This is a genomic window from Cytobacillus sp. FSL R5-0377, assembly GCF_038004385.1.
Lineage (GTDB): Bacteria > Bacillota > Bacilli > Bacillales > Cytobacillaceae > Cytobacillus.
This window is the reverse complement of record NZ_JBBORA010000001.1, coordinates 107,523-130,058: the sequence shown is the minus strand read 5'-3', so window position 1 is coordinate 130,058 and position 22,536 is coordinate 107,523. Positions and strand designations below refer to the sequence as shown.

At 41.4% G+C, this 22,536-nt stretch carries 24 protein-coding genes and 1 riboswitch; of the genes, 10 read left to right on the top strand and 14 right to left on the bottom strand.

What is annotated here, in order from left to right:
- Window positions 1-349: 349 nt before the first annotated feature.
- From thiE to thiM, 3 genes are read right to left on the bottom strand one after another with little or no spacing between them, the layout of a single operon-like run.
- Complete coding sequence (gene thiE / locus NSQ49_RS00630) at window positions 350-1,009, bottom strand: thiamine phosphate synthase (protein WP_251283009.1); 660 nt, start codon at window positions 1,007-1,009, stop codon at window positions 350-352.
- Window positions 993-1,820, bottom strand: coding sequence for a bifunctional hydroxymethylpyrimidine kinase/phosphomethylpyrimidine kinase (gene thiD, locus NSQ49_RS00625; RefSeq protein ID WP_159866621.1), 828 nt, complete (start codon window positions 1,818-1,820; stop codon window positions 993-995). Before thiD ends, thiE begins: the two co-directional genes overlap by 17 nt.
- A gap of 12 nt (window positions 1,821-1,832) precedes the next feature.
- On the bottom strand, window positions 1,833-2,645 hold the full coding sequence (gene thiM, locus NSQ49_RS00620) for a hydroxyethylthiazole kinase (RefSeq protein ID WP_251283008.1): 813 nt from the start codon (window positions 2,643-2,645) through the stop codon (window positions 1,833-1,835).
- Between the two features lie 106 nt (window positions 2,646-2,751).
- A riboswitch (TPP riboswitch) is annotated at window positions 2,752-2,864 on the bottom strand.
- A 114-nt stretch (window positions 2,865-2,978) separates the two neighbouring features.
- On the opposite strand from thiM, the gene NSQ49_RS00615 reads away from it, so the two are divergent.
- Entirely contained in the window at window positions 2,979-3,449 is a 471-nt protein-coding gene (locus NSQ49_RS00615) for an OsmC family protein (RefSeq protein WP_251283007.1), read from the top strand.
- Window positions 3,450-3,466: 17 nt separating this feature from the next.
- Here NSQ49_RS00615 and NSQ49_RS00610 read toward each other — a convergent pair whose 3' ends face one another.
- Window positions 3,467-4,216, bottom strand: coding sequence for a Cof-type HAD-IIB family hydrolase (locus NSQ49_RS00610; RefSeq protein WP_159866612.1), 750 nt, complete (start codon window positions 4,214-4,216; stop codon window positions 3,467-3,469).
- 143 nt (window positions 4,217-4,359) lie between these two features.
- On the opposite strand from NSQ49_RS00610, the gene NSQ49_RS00605 reads away from it, so the two are divergent.
- The 3 genes from NSQ49_RS00605 (at window position 4,360) to NSQ49_RS00595 (ending at window position 5,779) form a co-directional block, all read left to right on the top strand.
- On the top strand, window positions 4,360-4,875 hold the full coding sequence (locus NSQ49_RS00605; RefSeq protein ID WP_341070280.1) for a CBO0543 family protein: 516 nt from the start codon (window positions 4,360-4,362) through the stop codon (window positions 4,873-4,875).
- A gap of 456 nt (window positions 4,876-5,331) precedes the next feature.
- Entirely contained in the window at window positions 5,332-5,547 is a 216-nt protein-coding gene (locus NSQ49_RS00600; RefSeq protein WP_159866606.1) for a hypothetical protein, read from the top strand.
- Complete coding sequence (locus tag NSQ49_RS00595; protein ID WP_159866603.1) at window positions 5,507-5,779, top strand: hypothetical protein; 273 nt, start codon at window positions 5,507-5,509, stop codon at window positions 5,777-5,779. The genes NSQ49_RS00600 and NSQ49_RS00595 overlap by 41 nt, the downstream gene beginning before the upstream one ends.
- A gap of 91 nt (window positions 5,780-5,870) precedes the next feature.
- Here NSQ49_RS00595 and NSQ49_RS00590 read toward each other — a convergent pair whose 3' ends face one another.
- Entirely contained in the window at window positions 5,871-6,161 is a 291-nt protein-coding gene (locus tag NSQ49_RS00590; RefSeq protein WP_159866600.1) for a hypothetical protein, read from the bottom strand.
- Between the two features lie 137 nt (window positions 6,162-6,298).
- On the opposite strand from NSQ49_RS00590, the gene NSQ49_RS00585 reads away from it, so the two are divergent.
- Window positions 6,299-7,363, top strand: a complete 1,065-nt coding sequence (locus NSQ49_RS00585) for an AbrB family transcriptional regulator (RefSeq protein WP_251283005.1) — start codon at window positions 6,299-6,301, stop codon at window positions 7,361-7,363.
- Window positions 7,364-7,403: 40 nt separating this feature from the next.
- Here the strand turns inward: NSQ49_RS00585 and NSQ49_RS00580 are convergent, their stop codons facing one another.
- The gene (locus NSQ49_RS00580) at window positions 7,404-8,156 is read right to left on the bottom strand and encodes a C39 family peptidase (RefSeq protein ID WP_159866594.1); all 753 of its coding nucleotides are present in this window, start codon (window positions 8,154-8,156) and stop codon (window positions 7,404-7,406) included.
- Window positions 8,157-8,451: 295 nt separating this feature from the next.
- Between NSQ49_RS00580 and NSQ49_RS00575 the strand changes: the two genes are divergently transcribed.
- On the top strand, window positions 8,452-9,387 hold the full coding sequence (locus tag NSQ49_RS00575) for a MerR family transcriptional regulator (protein WP_341070279.1): 936 nt from the start codon (window positions 8,452-8,454) through the stop codon (window positions 9,385-9,387).
- Window positions 9,388-9,431: 44 nt separating this feature from the next.
- Here NSQ49_RS00575 and NSQ49_RS00570 read toward each other — a convergent pair whose 3' ends face one another.
- Window positions 9,432-10,445 carry a DUF3231 family protein gene (locus NSQ49_RS00570; RefSeq protein WP_159866587.1) on the bottom strand — a complete coding sequence of 338 codons (1,014 nt, stop codon included), beginning with the start codon at window positions 10,443-10,445 and terminating at the stop codon, window positions 9,432-9,434.
- 88 nt (window positions 10,446-10,533) lie between these two features.
- The gene (gene speD / locus NSQ49_RS00565; protein WP_159866666.1) at window positions 10,534-11,358 is read right to left on the bottom strand and encodes an adenosylmethionine decarboxylase; all 825 of its coding nucleotides are present in this window, start codon (window positions 11,356-11,358) and stop codon (window positions 10,534-10,536) included.
- A 218-nt stretch (window positions 11,359-11,576) separates the two neighbouring features.
- Here speD and NSQ49_RS00560 point away from each other — a divergent pair, with 218 nt between their 5' ends.
- Window positions 11,577-12,719, top strand: a complete 1,143-nt coding sequence (locus tag NSQ49_RS00560; protein ID WP_285868555.1) for a CAP domain-containing protein — start codon at window positions 11,577-11,579, stop codon at window positions 12,717-12,719.
- Between the two features lie 111 nt (window positions 12,720-12,830).
- Window positions 12,831-13,259, top strand: a complete 429-nt coding sequence (locus NSQ49_RS00555; protein ID WP_159866581.1) for a cell wall hydrolase — start codon at window positions 12,831-12,833, stop codon at window positions 13,257-13,259.
- 44 nt (window positions 13,260-13,303) lie between these two features.
- On the opposite strand, the gene NSQ49_RS00550 is transcribed toward NSQ49_RS00555, so the two are convergent.
- From NSQ49_RS00550 to NSQ49_RS00535, 4 genes are all read right to left on the bottom strand, one after another.
- Window positions 13,304-13,903 (bottom strand): YdcF family protein, encoded by a 600-nt coding sequence (locus NSQ49_RS00550; protein ID WP_251283003.1) that lies wholly within the window; start codon window positions 13,901-13,903, stop codon window positions 13,304-13,306.
- A gap of 122 nt (window positions 13,904-14,025) precedes the next feature.
- Window positions 14,026-14,661, bottom strand: a complete 636-nt coding sequence (locus NSQ49_RS00545) for an FMN-dependent NADH-azoreductase (RefSeq protein WP_251283002.1) — start codon at window positions 14,659-14,661, stop codon at window positions 14,026-14,028.
- A 309-nt stretch (window positions 14,662-14,970) separates the two neighbouring features.
- The gene (locus NSQ49_RS00540) at window positions 14,971-15,120 is read right to left on the bottom strand and encodes a hypothetical protein (RefSeq protein ID WP_251283001.1); all 150 of its coding nucleotides are present in this window, start codon (window positions 15,118-15,120) and stop codon (window positions 14,971-14,973) included.
- A gap of 189 nt (window positions 15,121-15,309) precedes the next feature.
- Window positions 15,310-16,539, bottom strand: coding sequence for a CNNM domain-containing protein (locus NSQ49_RS00535; RefSeq protein ID WP_251283000.1), 1,230 nt, complete (start codon window positions 16,537-16,539; stop codon window positions 15,310-15,312).
- Between the two features lie 224 nt (window positions 16,540-16,763).
- Between NSQ49_RS00535 and NSQ49_RS00530 the strand changes: the two genes are divergently transcribed.
- Complete coding sequence (locus NSQ49_RS00530; RefSeq protein WP_251282999.1) at window positions 16,764-18,026, top strand: TolB family protein; 1,263 nt, start codon at window positions 16,764-16,766, stop codon at window positions 18,024-18,026.
- Window positions 18,027-18,266: 240 nt separating this feature from the next.
- On the opposite strand, the gene NSQ49_RS00525 is transcribed toward NSQ49_RS00530, so the two are convergent.
- A complete protein-coding gene (locus NSQ49_RS00525; RefSeq protein WP_159866566.1) occupies window positions 18,267-19,328 on the bottom strand; it encodes a multicopper oxidase domain-containing protein in 1,062 nt (353 codons plus the stop codon).
- Between the two features lie 301 nt (window positions 19,329-19,629).
- On the opposite strand from NSQ49_RS00525, the gene NSQ49_RS00520 reads away from it, so the two are divergent.
- On the top strand, window positions 19,630-20,460 hold the full coding sequence (locus NSQ49_RS00520) for an undecaprenyl-diphosphate phosphatase (protein WP_159866563.1): 831 nt from the start codon (window positions 19,630-19,632) through the stop codon (window positions 20,458-20,460).
- Window positions 20,461-21,895: 1,435 nt separating this feature from the next.
- Here the strand turns inward: NSQ49_RS00520 and NSQ49_RS00515 are convergent.
- On the bottom strand, window positions 21,896-22,450 hold the full coding sequence (locus NSQ49_RS00515; RefSeq protein WP_251282998.1) for a DUF1836 domain-containing protein: 555 nt from the start codon (window positions 22,448-22,450) through the stop codon (window positions 21,896-21,898).
- Window positions 22,451-22,536 lie beyond the last annotated feature (86 nt).

Below are 22,536 nucleotides of genomic sequence, written 5' to 3'. Positions count from 1 at the left end.
TCTCCTTATGTAAAAAATATACCTGAGTACAACATTACCATGGACCGTCATGTTCTGCACTGTTAAAGCACTGATGTTTGAAGGGCAGCCGGCAATACTAATAGTTCCTGGATATTGGCTGATCTTCTTTGCATGAAATCAACGCAATTCCCTGCTTCATTAATCTTGCTAAAGCCAGCTAAAATAGTCTAAAGAAAGCGGTGTGATAAATATAACAAACTTACTGCCATTAATTCTGAATTTGCACATCTTTGCCTCTATGCCTTTTGGCCAATAAGACAATAAAAATTTTTCTAACTAGAAGACTCCGGTGCTTGATGAGCAGGGCGGCTTACAAATAAAGCCCATATTATTGAACACTTTTCTGTACGGCTTCTTTGAGCTCTCCTGCTGATTTTTCCGGGGATTCCGCTAGGCTGATTGCCGTAATGACTGAAACGCCGTCTGCGCCAGCATCCATTATCGGAGGTGTATTTTTAGCATTTATTCCCCCGATACCCACCACAGGAATCTCGATGGAAGCAGATCTCAATTCTTTTAAAAACGTAAGCCCCTGCACAGCTTTGGCATCCTTCTTTGTGCTTGTCGGATAAATAGGGCCAATGCCTAGGTAGTCGGCCCCCTGCCTGATCGCTGCTTCTGCTTCCATCATATTATGAACGGAGACACCAAGAATTTTGCTGCCAATTATCCTGCGGACCACATCTGCCGGTTCATCCTCCTGGCCAATATGGACACCATCTGCATTTAGGCGAATAGCCAATTCGATATCGTCATTAACAATAAAAGGAATACTGCTCTCTCTGCAGATTGCCTGAAGTTTTTTTGCAAGGCGTTCCTTCTCATTGCCATGCAGGCATCCTGCTCCTTTTTCACGGAATTGAAACAGGGTGATGCCCCCTTGAATCGCTGATCGGAGAATTTCTTCAGGATCTTGATGGCAATTAACGCTTCCCATGATGAAATATACCTTTAGCCAGTCTCTCATTTGTTTAGTATTGACTTCCATGTATGAGGCTCTCCTTTTTCTTGGCATTAAAGGCCCAATGATTGGTTGGCCCATGGCCGCTGCCAATTTTTAAGTCATTTTCAATTGCTGCCTGGATAAATTGCTTAGCGCGATCTGCAGCCAGGGGTACAGATAGGCCGTCAGCGAGGCCAGCTGTGATGGCAGCCGAAAAAGTGCAGCCTGTGCCGTGCGTGTTCACTGTTTCGATTCTATTACTCTTGAATTCGGTAAAACATTCTCCATCAAATAATAGATCCGCAGCCATTTTTCCCTCCTCATGGCCGCCCTTTATGATGACATGTCTTGCTCCAAGCCTGTGCAATTCATAAGCAGCCTTCTTTTTATCATCCATAGACCGGATGATAGTATCCGTTAATACCTCTGCTTCTGGAATATTGGGTGTAATCACCATGGAAAGCGGAATCAAATGCTTTTTCATTGCTAAAATAGCTTCAGTCTGAAGAAGGCTTGCTCCGCCCTTAGCAATCATCACAGGATCAATGACGATATTTTTCCAGCCGTAATTTGCCATCTCCTTTGAAACAGTTTCAATGATCTCAGCACTGAACAGCATTCCAGTTTTGACTGCATCCGGACTTAAATCTTCTCCTATGGATTGTATTTGGGATGCAACCGCATCTGCGGTCATTGGAAAAACTCCCTGTACTCCTCTGGTGTTTTGGGCGGTTACGGCAGTTAAAGCTGACATGCCGAATACACCCAGTTCCTGAAAGGTTTTTAAGTCTGCCTGAATACCTGCACCTCCTCCGCTGTCTGATCCCGCTATAGTTAATGCTTTGTTCACTTTCATATGTATTGCCTCCTATCCTTCCGTTTTTTCAATTGAACCGCGCATTTCAACATCTTCAGCTGAAATATTATATAAGCTGTTCAAAAACTCTATCTGGAAAGTGCCCGGGCCCCTGCCATCTGTTTTTTCTGCTGCGATTTCGGCGGCAGAGCCATATACGACCAGAGCAGCAGCTGCCGCTATTACAGGATCTTTTTCAACTGCTGCGAAAGCTCCTACGACAGAAGTCAAAAGACATCCGGCACCCGTTACCTTCGTTAATAGGGAATGTCCATTGCGGATGGTAAATGTAGTATGTCCATCTGTAACAATGTCCTGTTTGCCTGTTATGACGGTGACTGAACCAAGTTTATTTGCTGCAGATTTGGCAAGCTCTAATGTGTTTCCTTCTGCTTCTCCTGCATCGACGCCCTTAATATTCCATTGCTGTCCTGCGGCATTGGCGATTTCTGCCGCATTGCCTCTTATGATGCTAATATCTAATTCTTTCATTATTCGATTGGCAGTTTCTGTGCGGTAGGCAGTGGCGCCGGCGCCAACAGGATCAAAAATAACCGGCACCCCATGCTGATTGGCTGATTTTCCTGCGATAAGCATACTTTTCACTTCTTTTTCAGACAGTGTTCCCATATTCAGAACCAGTGCCCCGGCGATTTTAGCCATATCACCCGCCTCTTCATGCGCATAGGCCATGACAGGTGATGCTCCAATAGCCAGCAGGCCATTGGCAGTGAAATTGGTTACTACTACATTGGTGATATTATGTACTAATGGATTTATCTCTCTTACTTTCTCCAATAGGCTGGTAATTTCTTGAATGTTCACATCTATTCCTCCTCTGCAAATGCTGCTTAATAGTTTCTTAAGGGAACACAAAAAGCCAGATCCCATATATGGACCTGGCTGAATAATCTGTAGAGAGTCATTTGGTTCTCCGCAATTACTACTTTCCTACGCTGGTATAATCCAGATCAGGTCCGAAGGGTAAAAAACAGTCCGGTTTCTTTCTCAGCCCGCGAGCATCGGGCACCCCTAGCAGTAAAACTATTAAGTTGGCTGTTTTTATCTTAGCCTGAATCGTGAAATCTGTAAAGCTTGCAATTCTGCCGCTTCCTCTTTAAGGTGTAAGTAAGAATACATAGCTTGGAGGATTCAGATATGGCTGAACACCATTTTTACTTGAAAGCACATTGGCCTGGTCTTCGCAATGATGTGGGGGAAATAGAAACAGGCGGCTTGAGAACAAAGGTATCCATTCCACCGGAAATGGACGGTCCCGGAATCGGAACGAATCCGGATGAAATGCTGCTTGGGGCGGCGGCTGCTTGTTATATTATTACCCTTGCAGCCATGATGGAACGCAGCCGGCTCGATAAAGAGGACCTCACGATGGAGTCAGTCGGAATTGTGGATGTCACAAAAGGTGTGATTACGTACAAAAAGATTATTCATCGTCCAGTTATCGTGCTGAAGGCAGACGCCGATGGAAAGGACTATACACTTGCTAAGAAGCTGGCGCAAAAAGCGGAAGCATCCTGTATGATCTCAAGGGCCATTAAAGGAAATGTGGAAGTCGAAGTACAGGAAACCATCCGCAATAATAAAACAAACGAAACACCGGCAGGATAGCCGGTGTTTCGTTCAGATTAAAGAGCCCATTTACGGATGGCCAGTGCAACGCCGGCTTCATCATTCGTTCCTGTTACAGCATCGGCTGTTTCTTTAACAATGTCCTGTGCATTTCCCATCGCTACTCCCCAGCCTGATTCCTCAATCATGGCAATATCGTTCAAGCTGTCTCCCATGGCCATTACATTTTCCATTGAAATACCAAGGAGTTCGGTTACTTTGAGGATTCCTATGGCTTTGTTGATGCCTAAAGCATTGACTTCAATATTGGTTAAGCTTGAGTTGGTAATTTCGAGATCGCCCTTTGATCGAAGTTCCTTATGGATCAGTTCCCTGATCGCATCATCTGAAATATCAAACCCAAATTTAAGCCATTCATGGTCATGGATATTTTCCGGCATTTCGTTCATCCACACCCGTTCACAGCTGGTTGCCCAGAAATTGGTCTTGTGTGTCTGAGACAGATTCCACATCCATTCCATTACTTTAGAATCCACTGGAGCTCTTAAAATGGATTCACCATCAGGTCCAAATATTTCGCTGCCATTTACCGTGATCAAATAAGAATTTAATTCAAGAGAATCAGCATGATCGCCTGCCGTTAATCTGGATCTGCCAGTGCTCAAAATAACTTCGATGCCTTTCTCCTTTGCCTCTTTTATAGCTGCACGGTTCTCTTCAGGAATTTCTCCTTTGGAATTCAGTAATGTTCCATCCATATCAAGGGCGATTAATTTAATTTGCGGTGGAATTTTAGAATCTTTCATAATCCTCTTCCTTTCTTCTATTAACACAATAAAGCCATTATATAGGTAAGCCGGCTTTCCTTCAAAGAAGGCGCATTCCAGATGAATACTTTTAAGGAAAATGGAAATACCTGTATGTATTAAATATTAAAGGTGATGTTACTATGTATCTCGCACTTGTGATGATCGTATGGATTTTGTTCGCTTACCGCTTTATTGACTGGTCGCAGTGGAGAAAGCAATATCCGACTGTTTTATTTTTTATTGCAATCAACCTGACCTACAATATGCTCTATTTTAATCATACACTATGGGCTTTTAGAGGCATTACGGCGGAATGGCTGAATCATTCAATTATTAACTTAGCCTTCACTTTTTTTATTACACCTATGGCTCTGATCATTTATCTGCAGCGCTACCCTGAATATAAAAAACAGGGATACATATACTCTGCTGTATGGATTGGCTTTTTTACGATTATTCAATCACTGTTTGCCCACAAAGGAATGTATGTGTACGATAACGGCTGGAACAGCTGGCATAATATTTGGCTGAATATCGCTTTATTTGCTGTATTGCGAATCCACTATCGAAGACCGGCGGTTGCCATGCTGATTTCCCTGCCTGCTGCGGTGGTATTCTATTTATTATTCCCTGTTCCATTGGACAGCCTAAAATAAATGCATACATAAAGCGAGGTGTACTGGAATGATTATTCAGAACGATTTGTCTGTTTTCTTATTTTTGCTCCTTCTGTTCGCAACCTATGCATCGATGTGGTTTTATTTAATTAGGAAAAAAACAAATAAATAATTTAGCGCAGACCAAATGGTTTGCGCTTTTTGTGTATACTCTTAATACATGCCAAAAAAATGAAGCGATTTGCTTCTATCTGTCGTCTAACTGTCAGTCAAATAAAAGTCAGCCGGTATCGGCAGGCTGGCATTTAAGCTGGGAGGCAAACATGTGAGCATTGAAGAGTATATATAACGGTCAATAACGGATCAAGCGGACCGTGCTCTCGTTCTTGAGATGTTTATGGATGAGTATGGCACCGTTCTGAAACGATTAATATACAGCTATGTGAAAGACTGGAATACTGCAAGCGATCTGACACAGGATACTTATATTACTGTGTGTTTGAAAAGCTGGAAAATAGCGTAAATATGCCGATTGAAGATGAAAAGGTTTCGTTAATTATTAACAAATATCGTGCTGCAGAAGGTACTGTCCATCAGGCAGAAGATGTTGAGGTGGTTATGCATGAAGAACTGCATAATGAGGCTCGTCCATTCAAGCTGTCCCTAAGCAATGAAAATCATCCTTCCAGAGCCATTAAATCATGTATATAAAGAATTATCTTTAAAACGAACAGATGAGATCCTAAAGGGTTTAAGGCCGGCAGAAGTATTCCAGCTATATCTGTTTGCGGAGGAAGTTAAGGACTTTTATACTCAATATGTCCTGTTTAACCATGACCCGCATGTCGAAAAGCCATTTCCTGATCTAAATGCTTATCCCAATGGGATCAACCAGTCAGCTTCTATACCAGAAGAACAGACTTTATCTTTGGATTCGGACTAAGCAGGAACAGCGATGGAATATGGAAAGTAAACTGGATGCCAATCCAGTAAATGATCCAGCTTGTACCAATTATGGTGCAGGCTCTTTCCTTTTATCTGAATTGGCCTCCAAAGAAAACAATGATCGCGAGGACCGATGAAAGAAAAAGCGTGAGGATAATGGAAAATAGGACATGAAAGCCCGCCTGCCAATTTTGGACTTTCTTTAAGACATTGATGCTTACGACGAAGACAAGAACTGTCAGCAGTAGAAGGACAGAAAATGGCCGATGGCCGATTTTGTTCAGATAAAGATCATACAGAGGCGAAAAACCCAGCAGCAAAAATAAACCGAGGCATACAAAAGATAAAATGAAAACCAGATGGCTTAATTTTTCCGGCATGGTTAGTCCCCCTTTTAGAAAGCCCGCCTTTTTTATAAATGTATGAAAATATATCATTACATAAAACTTGTAATTCATTGATTGTTAACATATGGTATAAATATCTTTAGGTAATCAAAAGAAAAGAAGGTTTTTGCGTGAAAAAAAATATTTTTATCACCTTTTGTGCTGCCGCTGCAGGTGCAGGCTTATTTTCTTTATTGAATGTTCCGGTCGCCTTTTTACTTGGTGCCTTGACTGCTGTAATGATTGGAAGCCGGCTTAGCAGAATTCCCTTTTACTGGCCAGCCGCATTTCGCGATGCCGGAATCATCATTGTCGGCTACAGCATTGGCCTTTCCTTTACACAGGATGCGGTCCTGTTAATTCTTAAGAAGCTGCCTTTTATTATGCTAATAACGATTTGCCTTATTCTCTTCTGTGCCCTCTCTGCACTTCTCATTTCCAGATTAATGGGCATCGATTATCCAACAGTTCTGATTGGCAGTATTCCCGGAGGTCTTTCACAAATGATCCTTCTGGCAGAGGAAGTCAAAGGAATCGATATCACTGTGGTTACCTTTATGCAGGTTGCAAGGCTGTTCATAATTATTTTCACTGTCCCTGCTTTGGTTTTCGGACCTTGGATGAACATTACAGGAGGATCTGGTTATATAGCTGCAGAACCATTATGGGGAGATTTATTCCCTGATATTTTTCTCTTCGCACTGGCTTCCTTTGCCGGCATTATCCTTAGCAAACGACTAAAGCTCCCTACCGCACCCCTTCTCGGTCCGATTATGGGAACAGCTGCCCTTGTTATTTCCGGCATTAATGGGCCCGAGCTTCCTTCCTCTGTTCTGGACCTATCACAGCTATTAATTGGAGCACATATCGGCATGATGATGAGGCCTGAAAAACTGGATCATAAGGTTAAAACGATTTCACTTGCTGCCTTAAGCGGTCTGATTCTAATGGTGTGTTCGGTTCTGCTTAGTTTTTGGGTTATGCACGCTTTTCACATTTCCCCTGCTACCGGATTACTGAGCCTTGCGCCGGGAGGGATGGACCAAATGGCTATCATGGCCCATGAAACCGGTGCAGACCTGGCCATCGTAACAGGATATCAGCTTTTTCGCTTATTCTTTATCTTTTTTGTGGTGCCGCCGTTTTTAAAATGGCTGTTTTTGAAGTTTAAGAGATTGGGAACCTCAAGCGAATAAAGAAGGGACTGCAGCTGCAGCCCCTTCTTTTGCTATTATGTTAGTTAATTACTATAGCCTGTGACCCCATTAGCTCCCAGGCTTCTATAAACTGCTGTTTTGGCACCTTTTTATTTTTTGTGCCATATGGATCGTTAACATAGATATTTTCCTCATCATATCCGGTTATCGCCACACTATGCATCTGGAACGATACTTCTACAGGTCCGCCTGGTGTATTCCAGGTTTCAAAGGATGCTGCGGGAGAAAGGCTTGCCGTCGTAATAATCCAGACCGGCGACCCTTCTGCAATTTTATCAAGCAGCACATCAAACGGCTTGCCAGTCAGATTCTCAGTACGATCAGGGAAATACTTTTTGGCGAGTTCGAAAATCGGCCCCTCATAAACGCCCAGTCCCGGACCATCCTCCATATTGCCGACAAATCCGGCATTGGGGTTTCCGTATTCCCCTCCGCTATACCTCAGAGGCACACGGTTAATTTCCTGTGCCAAATCATTCTTTGATACTTTCATGCCTTCATAGCTTAATATCATTGCTAAACTGGTAATCTCACAACCATTATATAATCGCGGATGATCCATTTGGTTATACAATGGCACATCCAGAAGCACCGATTTCTTCTGGACCTCCTGCTTAACAGGCGGTTCATGCTTTGCCTCCCCATGCGGAACAGCTGCATAGTAAATTTCTTTGTGTTTTGAATGTTCATGGCTCCCTATCTTTATGCTTCCCACAGTCAGAGATAATCCAACCCCGGCTGCTAAAGACATGGCGAGAATTCTATTACCCAATTGATCATGCTCCCTCATCATTTCGCTGTTATATAATATTCTAGTTTGCTAACTCCGGTACCATTGTGCCATACACGCCCGGATATTACAAATACGCTGATGATTGGCAATTTTTTTTAGAATATTTGTCAAAATCGCTGTTTTTTGCTTTTTTCTGATGAATATCGTCTTGTTTTGATAGCTTTTGTCATGCGGCAGGAAAAAGAGGGATATCATGCTGAATAGGTTAAGTGGAAATTGATTCGGAACCCGATTCCGAATGATTCAGAATCTATTTTGGAAAGGGCTGAGTTAAATGGATACGCAATATATGAAAGCTTATACAATAAAAGAGGTTTCAAAAATGCTGAATGTGCCACCCGGGACCTTAAGGCAATGGGAAAAGGATTTAAATGGACTTTTGCTGATTCCCCGTTCCAAACAAGGAGCCCGTTTTTATACAGACCATGAAATTGCCTTGCTAGATAAAGTGAAGCAAATGCGCGATAAAAATCTGAGCAAGGAAATGATCCGGGAATTAATGCAAAAACATATGGAATATGCTCCTGAAACGGATTCATCGTCAAATGAAAACGCTTTGGCGGCAGTAGAACAGGAAACAGCCATACATAAAGAGCCTGATTCAGTTATGGATGCAGAACAGTTCATGGCTTTGATGGAAAACTTCAAGGACAGTTTACTTACAGATATCAGAAATGAAATTCGCAGCGGCGTTCGAAAGGAGGTTTTGGATGAAGTGAAAAAAGAGATTAGCAAAGGGTCTTTGCATACTGTTAAAAGCCTGTCGGATTCAATTTATAAATCCGGCGAAAAAACAAAAGCGGAAATCGAGTCACTGACAGCGAAGATTGAGCTGACTTCGGAAGAAACTTCCGAAGCGGTCGGAACTCTTTCTAAGAGGGTTGCGAAGAGTTCGAAACGCACTTCCGATCAAATTCATCAACTGACAAATAAACTGACCGAATCCTCGGAAGCATCTTCTGAAGAATTCAAAACCATGATCCATTACATCTCCTCTTCTGCCGAGGTGACCAGCACCGAAATCAGCTCACTGATCGAAACGTTAAATACAGACAGGGAAATTTATATCGAAACCATTAATAAAGAGCGGGAGCAATATTGGCATGAGGTAAAGCAGCGGGAAGACGTTTTTCAGGACATGATTGTTTCCTTCCGAAACGCAGCCGCTGCACAGGAAACTGAAAAAAAATGGTGGAAATTCTGGAAATAGGATTGGCGTATGAAAAGAACCAGGAGACTCTTATTCCCCTGGTTCTAACTTTGCTTTTTGGCTAAGACCTTCCGGTTCGGTGATCCTGGCGGCTGTTCCAGCCATTTGTGCTTGATCATAAGGTCTGCTCCGTCCTTGGCAAACTGGGCAATCTCAAGGGAAAGACGTTCATAATTCAGAATTAAATCACTCCTTTGGCTTGCGGAAGCTGCTGCTGCATAGTTCCCTAATCCCAATGTAGTCAGAAAAGCCATTAGCTGCATCATCAGCCGTTCGGTGAATGGTGCTTCGCCGCTGCCCTTAACAGCATAATCAGCGGAATTAGGGGCTTGTATATCATTGTCAAGTAATGTCGCACTAAGAATCTTCACATGTTTTTTGGAAATGTCCTTCCCCCGTTCCATGTACCTGATAATCTCTTTTGATTTGGCAGCCTGTGAAAAGCTGAGAGCAAGCATAGTACCAACCATGTTGGTTTCAAGATTAAAGGATAAATGTGCAATCTCAATGGCATTTAATGGCCTCGGCTTCTTTAATGGATTTAATCCGCTTAAATAACTTTTATCATCAATCATGTCCGGTTCCGGCGGAAGATCTATGAACGGCCTTCTGAGATAAATTCCCTTCTCTAAGGCGATATCCGTTACTTTTTCATATAATTCCATAGTTTGATCGATGCAATTAATAAAGAAGGCTCGTATATCTTTCCTGGTACACATGCCCAAGGAGCTGCCATACGCAACCAGACCGGATTTGGCCATCAGTATAATAAATTCCAGCATAAATGGATCCGTGTATAATTTTTGGGCATTGAGGTTAACATCCTTAGATGAAAAGCCTGCAGGGATCGGAAACTTTTCATTCTGGAAAAATGCAGTCAAGAACTTGATGTGCCCTTCTGATAATTGACGGGCGAATTCGATTACAGGTTTAATTTCATCATCCTCTACGGTCTTAACAAAATACTCCAGAAGAGGCAGTGACATGCTATCATTCTGGTATCCCGTCCATAAAACGGCCATTTCACCTGATGTCAAATGTACCTTCTTTTCTTCCATTCCAAAATCCCCCTAGTTATCGTTATCTTTATTATTTCCTGTTTTTAAGGGATTATGAAAAAAGACTCCCTGTATGGGAGCCTCAAGTTTACTCTGATAAAGAACCGGGTTTAATATTTTTGCCGTAAAAGATCTCGTCCATCTCTGTAGTAAGCCGCTCAGTAATCTCTTCAGCTTCCTTTAGATCAAGCTTGTCCTTAGTATATCCAAATAAATAATTATCCAAATCAAAATCCCTGATTTTACATTTGGTATGAAAGGTGTGTGCCTGATAAATATTTACGTCGATCATATCAAAATCTTCTTTTACTTCATCCGGTATATAGTTTTGAATCGAACTGATATCATGATCAATATATAATTTTTTTCCGTCCTTGTCCCGTGTAAAACCCCTGACTCTGTAATCGATGGTCATGATGTCCGTATCAAAGGAATGAATAAGGTAATTTAGGGCTTTCAGCGGGGAAATTTCTCCGCAGGTGGATACATCAATATCTGCCCTGAATGTGCTGATTCCTTCGTCCGGATGATATTCAGGATAGGTATGCACGGTAATATGGCTTTTATCCAGCTGCATGACTACATTATCAGGCAGCGGACCGGGAGATTCATCATACGATTCTGCCGGCACCTCTACCACTGGCCCTTCGGATACAAGAACCGTTACACTTGCACCCTGCGGCACATAATCCTGCTGTGCCACATTCAGGACATGGGCGCCAATAATTTCGGAAACATTCGTTAAAATTTTTGTCAGGCGCTCCGCACTATATTCCTCGTCAATATAATCTATATATGCTTCACGCTCTTCCCGGGTCTTTGTGTAGCAAACATCGTACATATTAAAGCTGAGTGATTTAGTCAAATTATTAAACCCATGCAGCTCTATTCGTTGTTCCGGAGTAAGTTTCAACATGCTTCCCCCTTTGCACTATCTGTTCATTTTTATATTTATGTTACCCAAACTTTTCTTTTAAAAACGGTAAAATATCGAATCACGGTTAAAGAGACTGCCAAAAAGGGTAGAAAAAAAAGGAAGACAGCAATGTTTTGCATTTCCGGATTTTTAAATCTTATAATGAATGGGCATACCTTTGATAATGGGTTGAAAGGTGCATGGGAGGAGATTATTTGAGGAAGTTTTTATTTATATTTGTCCTGCTGTTTCTCGGTTTTGCCTTTTCACAGCCGGATGAGAAATCAGCCGATGATCCTAAATCAGGAACTGTAATGGATAATATAAAAACAGATATTCAGCTTTTTAAAGATAATAAGGACCTGCAGAATATAATTACCGGTGTGATGGAGGAAGCGCAAAACTGGGCAGATAAATTTCTTCTGACTATCGGGGAATTCACCGGGGAAAAAAATCCTTCTCCTAAGGAAAAAGCGGAAAAACCTGTTCTGGAAGCCCCTGAGGAACAAATCTTTTCTATTCATAACATAGAAATCGGCGATGATAAGGCGGAAATCGAAAAGAATCTCGGTTCCGCAGACCGCATCTCCGCAAATGAATATGGATCAGACTGGCATGCATATCATGATCAATATCAAAATTTCGTAATGGTGGCATATGACAAGCAGGATAAAGCTGCCGGCATCTATACAAATCAGGATTTGATTTCTTCTGCAAAAGAGATTTCCTATGGAACGCCAAAGTCTTCCGTTGCGCATCAGCTTGGAGAACCGCTTGACCAAATGAGGAAGGGCTTTGTCATTTTCCAGCTAGAAAAGGATAGAGATTACGATTTATACGAACTTGATGGGAATTATGTAACCATTTTTTATGATAAGCATCGTGACAATACGGTAACATCCATCCAGATAGTAAGTAAAGCACTTGAAGAACAAAAAGATGCGTTTTATGCAAATGCCAGCACTGCTTTAAAAGAAGGATTTGAATTACAGCTTTTTGATATTACAAACGCTGAAAGAGTGGCTCACGGTGTGTCTGTACTAAAATGGGATGATGCTGTTAAGGAAACGGCAAGAAAGCACAGCAGCGATATGGCGGAAAACAACTATTTTGACCATACCAATCTGCAGGGCCTTTCCCCTTTTGACAGAATGCAGGCAGATGAGGTTTCCTTCACATTAGCCGGGGAAAACCTTGCTTCCGGTCAATTCAGCAGTATCTTTGCCCACGAAGGGTTAATGAATTCACTTGGCCACCGAAAAAATATTCTGCGTGCGGATTATGAATTTATGGGTGTGGGTGTCGCTTTTAATTCGAAATCACAGCCTTATTATACGGAAAATTTTTATGCCAACTAAAAGCTCCTGCTTCTGCCGGAGCTTTTTTTGTGATGGTAAAAATCACATTCTCTTTTTTTATGCATACCCTATATCAGCCTATTTAATATTTGAGCAATTGGGGTGAGTAGAATGGCAGTAGTAAAGGCACGAGATCAGGATATAGATTTGCTTGCCCGTCTTCTTCGGGCAGAGGCCGAAGGCGAAGGCCAGCAGGGCATGCTAATGGTAGGGAATGTGGGGATTAACCGGATCAGAGGAAATTGTTCTGATTTCAAAGGCATTCGCACGATACCGCAAATGATTTACCAGCCACATGCTTTTGAAGCAGTACAGAAAAGCTATTTTTATCAGCGTCCAAGAGAAGTGGAGAGACGGCTTGCACGGAGGGCCGTAAGAGGTGAACGGATCTGGCCATCCAAATTTGCTTTATGGTATTTCCGGCCGCCTGGCGAATGTCCGCCCACCTGGTACGATCAGCCCTTGGCAGGAAGATTTAAACTGCATTGCTTTTACGAGCCTACAGCGGAAGAATGCGAGAATGTTTATAATACATTTTAAAAGAATCCCTGCCAATTGGATACTGGCGGGGATTTTCTTAATCACTAAATTTCCATGTCCATCAGAATTCCCTTTTTTACGTAAATTATTATTTTCTTTGCTTCATCGAACGCTCTTTTTCTCCCGCTTGGATGCTGCTTCCAATGGCTTTTCCCTGTTGCACCATCATTGGAAGATACAAGAGAATAGTTTATCCAGCCAGGCATATAGGTCTTAAAAGTCAAGTGAAGCCTTCTCATGTGGAATGGAGCAGTCACGAGAATGATATTTGAAATATTCTCCATACCGCACATCCTATCCATAACCAGCATAGAGGCAAGCACATTTTCTTTTGTATGAAGAGATGTATTCTCAATAAAAAGATCAGACGAAGGGATTCCGTACAAGATTGCTTTTTTCATTAATTTTTCTGCTTCAGTTAATTCATTGCCCGGCCATTTTACACCACCGGAGAAAAGCAGCTTTTTTGCCCTTCCCTCCTTATGAAGTCTTATAGCTTCAGGCAATCGATATTCTGCTGCTTTACTGCTGCCAGGCACAAAAATAAAATCCCCCTTTTGCAGATTATCTTCAATCCCATCATAAAGCAGCTTCGTGACGTCATCTTCATTTAACTGGCTGGGGCTGAATTCCGAGATTTTCACAAAACTTCCCCCTTTCGTTCCCAGCTTATTCCCTTCCTGTATTATACTATTCCTCCAGGACATGAGTTCAACGTATATTTGCCTAATTCAAAGAAAAAGCAGCGGAAATCCGCTGCTTTCGTTTAGAATGTTTTTGCTTTGTCTTTTGCCCGGGCAATGGCATCTGCTTTAATTTCTTCTGCTTTATCCGGCATAGCATTGTGCCCTTCCACAAACAGGCCTTCGAATGAAGGGACTCCGAAGAATTGCATTAATACTGTTAAATAGCGGTGACCCATTTCCATCTCTGCTGCTGGACCTTCCGAATAGATGCCTCCGCGAGCCTGGATGTGAATCGCTTTTTTATCTGTCAATAACCCGATTGGGCCTTCCGCCGTATACTTAAATGTCTTGCCGGCTACAGCCACTGAGTCAAGATACGCTTTCATTACTGGTGGGAACGAGAAGTTCCAAAGCGGTGTAACAAGCACATATTTATCAGCTGCAATAAACTGCTCGCTTAGCTCGGATAAACGGCCTACTTTTGACTTTTCTTCTTCTGTCAGTTCTTCAAAACCTTTGCCTGACTGAAGCTTGCCCCATCCGCTGAAAACATCCACATCAATTGCCGGAATATTTTCCTTATATAGGTCAATATGAACGATTTCGTCATTTGGATTAGCTTCTTTGTAGGAATCAATAAATGCCTTCCCTGCTGCCATACTGTATGAAACCTTGTCATCATGAGGGTGTGCAGTAATGTATAAAACTTGAGCCATAATCTTATCACCTTTCTATTTTGAATTGAGTCAATTTAGTTTGAATCAGAAGTAAAATATGTATTCATCCTGCAGTATGATCATTTTTATTCTTAATCCGAGATAATCATATTCAAAATAAAAGAGAATTACAAATGATTTGCTCAGGATATTTTTTTTATCAAAAAGATCTGATGGATATTCCTCAAAAGAATGGTTATCTCCCCTTGTTTAACGGGATTTCTTGAACTGCCCCCCCCTCCATCCATGCGGAGATCATTCCAACCCTTGACGGAAATGGGCAAAAAAAAGACCCAGGATCGGGTCTTATTATTCCTTTTCTTTAGGTGAATATGGATTAGTTCCAATATTTTTTCTCATTTCATCTGTTAGTTCAAAAGGAATGCTCGAGCTTGCTTCTCCGTCCTTTTCATAGTTCATTTGTACGCTTCCATCATAGTGGAATGGTTTATTTTCCATGAAAAATTCACCTCTTTTTTATTTTTATTACTTAATTATACACTAAAAAAGACCTATTTTTTCAGAAAAAATAAAAAATATTTATTTATCTTCCTGTAACTATTGTTCCGTTTTAATGGCGACTATATCCGGATATTATAGATCAAAAAAAGAGCATTATTCCGTATTGGGAATGAATGCTCTTCAGCTTCAAGGTGTTTTTTTCTTGATTTCAACCAGTTTTATCCGGTTGTCTTCAATCGATTTTATTTCAAAGTGCAGATGATGGTATTCAAATGTTTCCCCTTCAGCTGGAAAATGGCCCAGTTCTTTTAGCAGGAATCCTGCAAGGATATCCTCATCCTCGGGAATTTTTGTTTTGAAGACTTCATTGATCCTGCGGATGGCCAGTTTGCCATGAACAATAATATGATTCTCCGTTAATTCATCAATCAGCACCTCAGTGTTGTCATCTAATTCATCTTCGATTTCCTGGCCAAGCATTGCTTCAAGAATATCCTCATGAGTGATGATTCCTTTAGTCCCGCCATATTCATCCAAAACAATGGCAAGGTGCTTCCTTTCTTTCATCATCATTTTGAATACCTTGTCAATGCTATGAAATTCGTATACAAATAAAGGCTCTAAGTCAGTAAAATCATGCAAGGCTTTCTCAGGCTGATTAGACCAGAAGAGCAGACCTTTAGCATGGAATACGCCCACAATATTATCCATATTATCTTTATACACCGGATACCTTGTAAAATGATTATCCAGCACGATCTTCTTTGCTTCTTCCATTGTGGCTTCATAGGGAATACCTTCAATGTCCATTCGCGGCGTTTTAAGTGCGTCACTGACATCTAAATTATAAAAATCAATGATTCCTTTAATCCGCTGAGTTTCTTCTTCATGGAACGTTCCTTCACTTGTGGCTATATCGACCATGGTAATGAGCTCTTCTTTGGATACTGAAACAGAATCCCCATCATTTTTGGAAAGAAATTTAATTATTCCCCTCGTAAATTTCGATATTAGAAAGGTCACAGGCTTCAGAACCAGCATAAGAAATCGAATGACTGGAAAAACAATATAAGCAATTTTATCTGCAAAGGTTGCTGCTATGGATTTTGGCAGAACTTCAGCAAATAAGATTAGCGCAACCGTCAGAAAACCTGTTGCCAGCCCTACACTGAAATTATAATCAAGGGCAATAATGGTTACCAATGTAGGCAGCATGATATTAGCAATATTGTTGCCAATCAATATGGAAGTAATCATCTCATCAGGCTTTGAAACCATATCTAAAATTCGTTGTGATTTCTTATCATTATTGTCTGCTCTGGATTTTAATTTCATTTTGTTAACTGCAGTTAATGCCGTCTCACTTCCCGACAGGAAAAAGGACATGAACATAAAGAACAAAATAGCAATAAACAAGGTTGATTTCCTCCAATGTTAATCATTTGTATTTGTTTTTACCCAATCAGCACCCAAAAAAACAGTGCTGGGCAATTTTGTCTGTTAAACCATTATTATAAAGTAAAAGCAATTTTATCGAAAATATAAGGCTTCCTTCACTGTTCTCTTTTTTATACTTTCAATAAAAAATCACTCTTTGCTCATAATAATCATGATAAAAATTGAAAGAAGATGAAATAGTTATGAACAGGATGATTATGCTTCTGTGCTGTTTCCTGCTTATTAGCCCATCAGCAGTATGGGGAAATACGGCGGATAATCAGGTACAGGCAGCTTTTATACGAAATATGCATGTATGGATTAAGACAGGAAAACTGGAAGAACGAATTACGGCAGAACCTGGCACGTTCACAAGTCCGCCAAAATGGTCCTATGATGGCCAATGGCTTCTCTATGAAAAAGAAGTGAAGGAATCCGATTCGGCTGAAACTGAGATATGGGTATATCATGTAAAGTCACAGACACATAAGAGGATTTTTAAAGGTGGCGGGAATGCCAAATGGGCACCTTCCGATTATAGAATTGCTTTTACGAGCAATGGTGGTGTCCTAAACATATCTGACCTAGATCGGTTCTATAATATTGCTTTAGGAGTAAGTGATTATAATTGGGATCCTGACGGAAAAGGGTTCATTGTGTCTTCCAGCGCCGTTTTAAGGCCGGATGGCTGGACCAGTCCCATTCTATATAAGGTTCAGCTGCCGGAAAAACTTGAAAATATGAATTTAACCCAGCATGTGAAACCCCTTTTCCCAATCCCTAAGGAAATAGGCTATGGCAAAGCTTCCATTATGTCCATCAATGCAATGTCATTTAAGTTCTCTCCAGATGGCAGATGGATCTCTTTTATTGTGAGTCCAACTGCTTCGCTGGCCATGGATAGTAATATGGTCTGCGTCATTTCAAGTGATGGGAAGAATTTCGAAGTTCTTGATGAGATGATCCTTCATTTGGACGTCCCTAAATGGGCGCCCGGCAGGAATCTATTGGGCTACATTGCAGGCGGGGGCAGAATTGTCATGGGATTCAAAAATAAAAAATTGAAGGTGGCTGAATTGCCTGCATTCAAGACCCTAAATCTTACCCCTGCTAAATTTGCAGAAATGGGCTTTACCTGGGTGGATAATGAAAGGCTGGTTGCCTCACGTGTGGAAGAAAGTGAATGGTCAAATGATCCTCAAAAACGCCCCGAACCATCACTCTTTCTAATCCACCTCGGCGATACCCAGCAGACGAGAATCACTAATCCTAAAAATTCAAATGGAGATTATAACCCTTTTTATTTAAAGACCGCTGGCAAGCTGACATGGATCAGAAAAAAACTGGCAGAGCAAAAAGGCGATATATGGCTTGCTGAGCTTAGTGGGGAAAAACCGAAGCTATGGGCAAAGGATGTAGAACAATATTCATTTTATGAAAACAATGGACAGAAAAGCGGTTCCTAAATGGAATCGTTTTTCTGTCCGGATGGTGTTCCATTCAGTTCAAATCATTTTATTGTTAGCCAAAAAGGTATATTTTTACTGTTTGAAAACCAGATCAGGTTGGCATGGTCTCATTCATCTATTTATTGCTGCTGAATACCCAGCAGGATTTATCCGTTCTGGTATCTTCTCAGAAGACCTCCTTCCATTTTTGATTTTTCTCTTGTATAATTTAGATTAAGTTGAGTTTTTTATTTATATTTAATGGCTCATTGTAGCCTCGCCGTCGTCTTCACCGGTCTCAGTTACCTTTAGAATGGCGACGGCTCCTTTTTGTGCGTGGTTAAATTGATGCGTCACTATTGGGTAGCTGCCTTCCTTCGTAACGGTAAATTCCACAATAGCTCCGCCGCTCGCCGGGAGCAAAACCGTTTGGAGACCTTTGTAATGGTTATAAGGATTGCCGTCAATGTATACGTCGTCAAACACCGTGCCAACCACATGGAAAGAGCTCACTTCATTTGGCCCCACATTATTTACATAGATCCTCACTTTGTCCCCTACTTTAGCGAGAAGCGGATTGTCCTTAAGTGTGAACGTATCCCCATTTGTATTAGGGTCTCCCGCTTTTAATGCCTTTGCAGAAAAAACTACATGAGTTGGAACACCATTTGTAAAATCATCAAGATCGTTGTATTTATACCATTCGTTTTGAATAAGAGTATATTCTCTATCAACCTCTTTATCTGTCGGATAGCCGTCTTTGGGTTTTACAATGATCGTTCCGTGCATTCCATTTGCGATATGTGATAAAACCGGTGAAGTACCACAGTGATACATAAACACACCAGGCTTATTTGCAGGGTACCTGAATGTGCCCGTTTCATCAGGTTTGACGTTCGAAAAGTCCTCTGAAGGTGCTGCATGTACAGCGTGAAAATCCATACTATGCGGTATTGCCGGATCCATGTTTTTTAAAGTGAAATTGATTATATCCCCTTCTTTGACAACAACTACCGGCCCAGGTGCTTCCCCGTTAAATGTCCATGCTTTATAGAATTTCCCTTTGTCGATTTCTACATCTGTGATTTGGGAAGTCATTTCGACATTCACTTCTTTCGCCCCGACTCTTTCAATCTTCAAGGGAACAGGTTCCTGATTTAAATTTTTGTGCGGAGCAATTGCCTCAGGCTGAGCTGTTTCTGCTGCCAGAACTTTTTCCTCGGGCTGAAGGGAATTTTGCGGTGTTCCCCCCTGGCTGCAGCCGGTTAGTAAACCTATGCCTATAGCTGAAGTTAGCAGATATTTTACCCCTTTTTTTATCTTGTTTTCCTCCTTAACTATGATTGGTTTATCTGCTTTAATCATATGGTAAACTTGGTCTAAAATTGGTGATTTTTCTCACAAGACTTAGGAATTCTGTGAAGAGTTTGTGAATAAGTGATCGAAGCCTTTGAATGGCGCTTCCTCTCTGTCATTCTTCGGTCTGCAACCAATTCTGCGTCAATTTAATAGAGACTTACATTTATATTACAATGTAAAATAGTGTTCCTATCTGCCTCAAATGGTTTATAATCATTAAATGTAGTTTATTGCATCAGATTAAAAGGAGAATTTAATAGTTATGGAATTTATTATGATTTTGAAAGCAATTATATTGGGGTTTGTTGAAGGTATGACAGAGTTTGCCCCAGTGTCATCGACAGGACATATGATTATTGTGGATGATATGTGGCTTAATACAAAGGAGTTTTTATCCAAATATGAAGCCAATACCTTTAAAGTAGTTATTCAGCTCGGTTCTATTTTAGCGGTTGTGATCATTTTTAGAGACCGGTTCATTGAAATGCTCGGTCTTGGAAAACGGGCTAAAAGCTCTGCAGAAAAACAAAATCGCCTGAAACTGTCTCAAGTAATTGTCGGGTTAATTCCAGCAGGGATTCTTGGCGTTTTGTTTGAGGATTATATTGATGAACACCTGTTTTCAACAGAGACTGTACTGATTGGTTTGGTTATTGGCGCATTTTTGATGATTTTTGCAGATATTTTTGGAAGCAAGGACCCGAAAACAACATCGGTTGACCAAATCACCTATAAACAGGCCTTATCCATTGGGCTGATTCAGTGTTTCTCCCTTTGGCCGGGATTCTCCCGTTCAGGTTCCACCATTTCCGGCGGCGTGCTGCTGGGCCTTTCACACCGGGCTGCAGCTGATTTTACTTTTATTATGGCTGTGCCGATCATGGCCGGTGCAAGTTTCCTTTCATTAATAAAGAATCTCGAATACTTTTCAGTTGAGGCGCTTCCGTTCTTTATTGCAGGCTTCATCAGTGCCTTTGTTTTTGCCTTAATTTCAATCCGATTCTTCTTGAAAATTATCGGCAAGATTAAACTAGTTCCTTTTGCTATTTACAGGATTGTATTGGCTGGGGTTATCTATTTCGTATTTTTATAAAAATGAACCCGGACTTTGGTGGTCCGGGTTTTTTGTTTTTTTGGTCATATGGAGCGGTTAATTGCTTATGGGGTTTTTATTGGTTTATTTAGGTGAGAGGATGATTTGGATTTGAAAACAGAGGTTTTGGATTTTTGAGAAAAAGGCATTTGTTCGATCCTTTATTTTTTGTTAGAGGCGGCTCTAAATTCTGACCCGAACATGAAGTTTTCAGGTTTTTGTGTCAGAAGTTGGTCTGGGGTAAGATACAATTCTTTTTGTGTGTGAAGTTGCTCCATAAATCGGACACAAAACCGAGGAATCGCCCTTATTGTGTCCAAAGTGGGCCTAGGTTCTGACTCAAAACCGAGGAATCGCCCTTTTTGTGTCAGAAGTGGGCCTAGGTTCTGACACAAAACCGAGGAATCGCCCTTTTTGTGTCCGAAGTGTCTCAAGGTTCTGACTCAAAACCCAGTATTTTCCCTTATTGTGTCCGAAGTGGGCCTAGGTTCGGACACAAAACCGAGGAATCGCCCTTTTTGTGTCCGAAGTGTCTCAAGGTTCTGACTCTATACCGAGTATTTTCCCTTTTAGTGTCCGAAGTAGCTCAAGGTTCTGACACAAAACCGAGGAATCGCCCTTATTATGTCCAAAGTGGGCCTGGGTTCTGACACAAAACCGAGGAATCGCCCTTATTATGTCCAAAGTGGGCCTAGGTTCTGACACAAAACCGAGGAATCGCCCTTATTGTGTCCGAAGTGGGCCTAGGTTCGGACACAAAACCGAGGAATCGCCCTTTTTGTGTCCGAAGTGTCTCAAGGTTCTGACTCAAAACCGAGGATTATCCCTTTTAGTGTCCGAAGTAGCTCAAGGTTCTGACACAAAACCGAGGAATCTCCCTTATTGTGTCCGAAGTGGGCCTAGGTTCTGACTCTAAACCGAGGAATCGCCCTTTTTGTGTCCAAAGTGGCTCAAGGTTCTGACGCAATACCGAGGATTATCCCTTTTAGTGTCAGAAGTAGCTCAAGGTTCTGACAGAGAACCAAGGAATCGCCCTTTTTGTGTCGGAAGTGACCACGGGTTCTGACAAAGGCCCAGGATTCGCCCTTTTAGTGTCAGAAGTGGCTCAAGGTTCGGACACAAAACCGAGAAATCTCCCTTTTTGTGTCCTAAATGCCCCCAGGTTCTGACACAAAACCCTGGATTCTCTCTTATGGTGTCCGAAGTTACCCCAAGTTCCAACTCAAATCCCCCTTTTCAAGCTCTCTTTGTCCAAACCAACTGCATCACCTTCAAACACCGTGGACTGGTCCCCCTATCAATTTCAAGATAAAAATAGTTTTTTAATAAAGCTAATCATTAACCTAGGGCTCCTCAATACAACCCGAATGAGAAATTTCTAAAACCGAGGATTTTTTCCAGAATATCTCCCAGCCGCCCTCGTTTTCACAACTTCTTATTTATCATCCGCTTCATCCTTTACCTCATCAACAATGCGTTCGGCTGCTTTTCGGTATAAGTTGCTCATGTGCACCATGGAAGCTGCCAGCAGAACTTTTTCGAGCTTGGCTGGCTGCCCTTCATTTAGATCTGCCGACCTGCTCGCCTGGTTTTCCAAATCCTTCGCAAAGGTATTGGCATTAAGTTTCGCCAAATCCAGGTAAAGCTGATAAAAATGGTCCAGATTCATCTCTCCATTTGCAGTCCTGCTGCTGACGTCATTTAGCAGGCTTTTAATGTCGCTTATAGATAATGCCCCTTTTAGCTGATAGATAAAAGCAATTAAGATAAGGTGCTCCTTGGAATATTTTTTGTTTTTAACAGGAAAAAACAATTTCCCTTTTGCATAGTTATTTATCATTGTCTTAGTAAGCACTTTTTCCTCATCATTTCTCTTCGTGCTGCCAAAGGTGTTTTCAAACAGCTGAATTACCTGGTCCATGTATAAATCTATCTGCGGGATATCTTCCAATTCAATTTGGTTATCCGCAATAAGTTTTTCCAATTCCATAGGTATCCCTCAAACCTTTCATTTATCGTTATGTAAATTTTACTTAAATGAACGCAGAATGTAAATGTTGACCAGATGATGTTTTG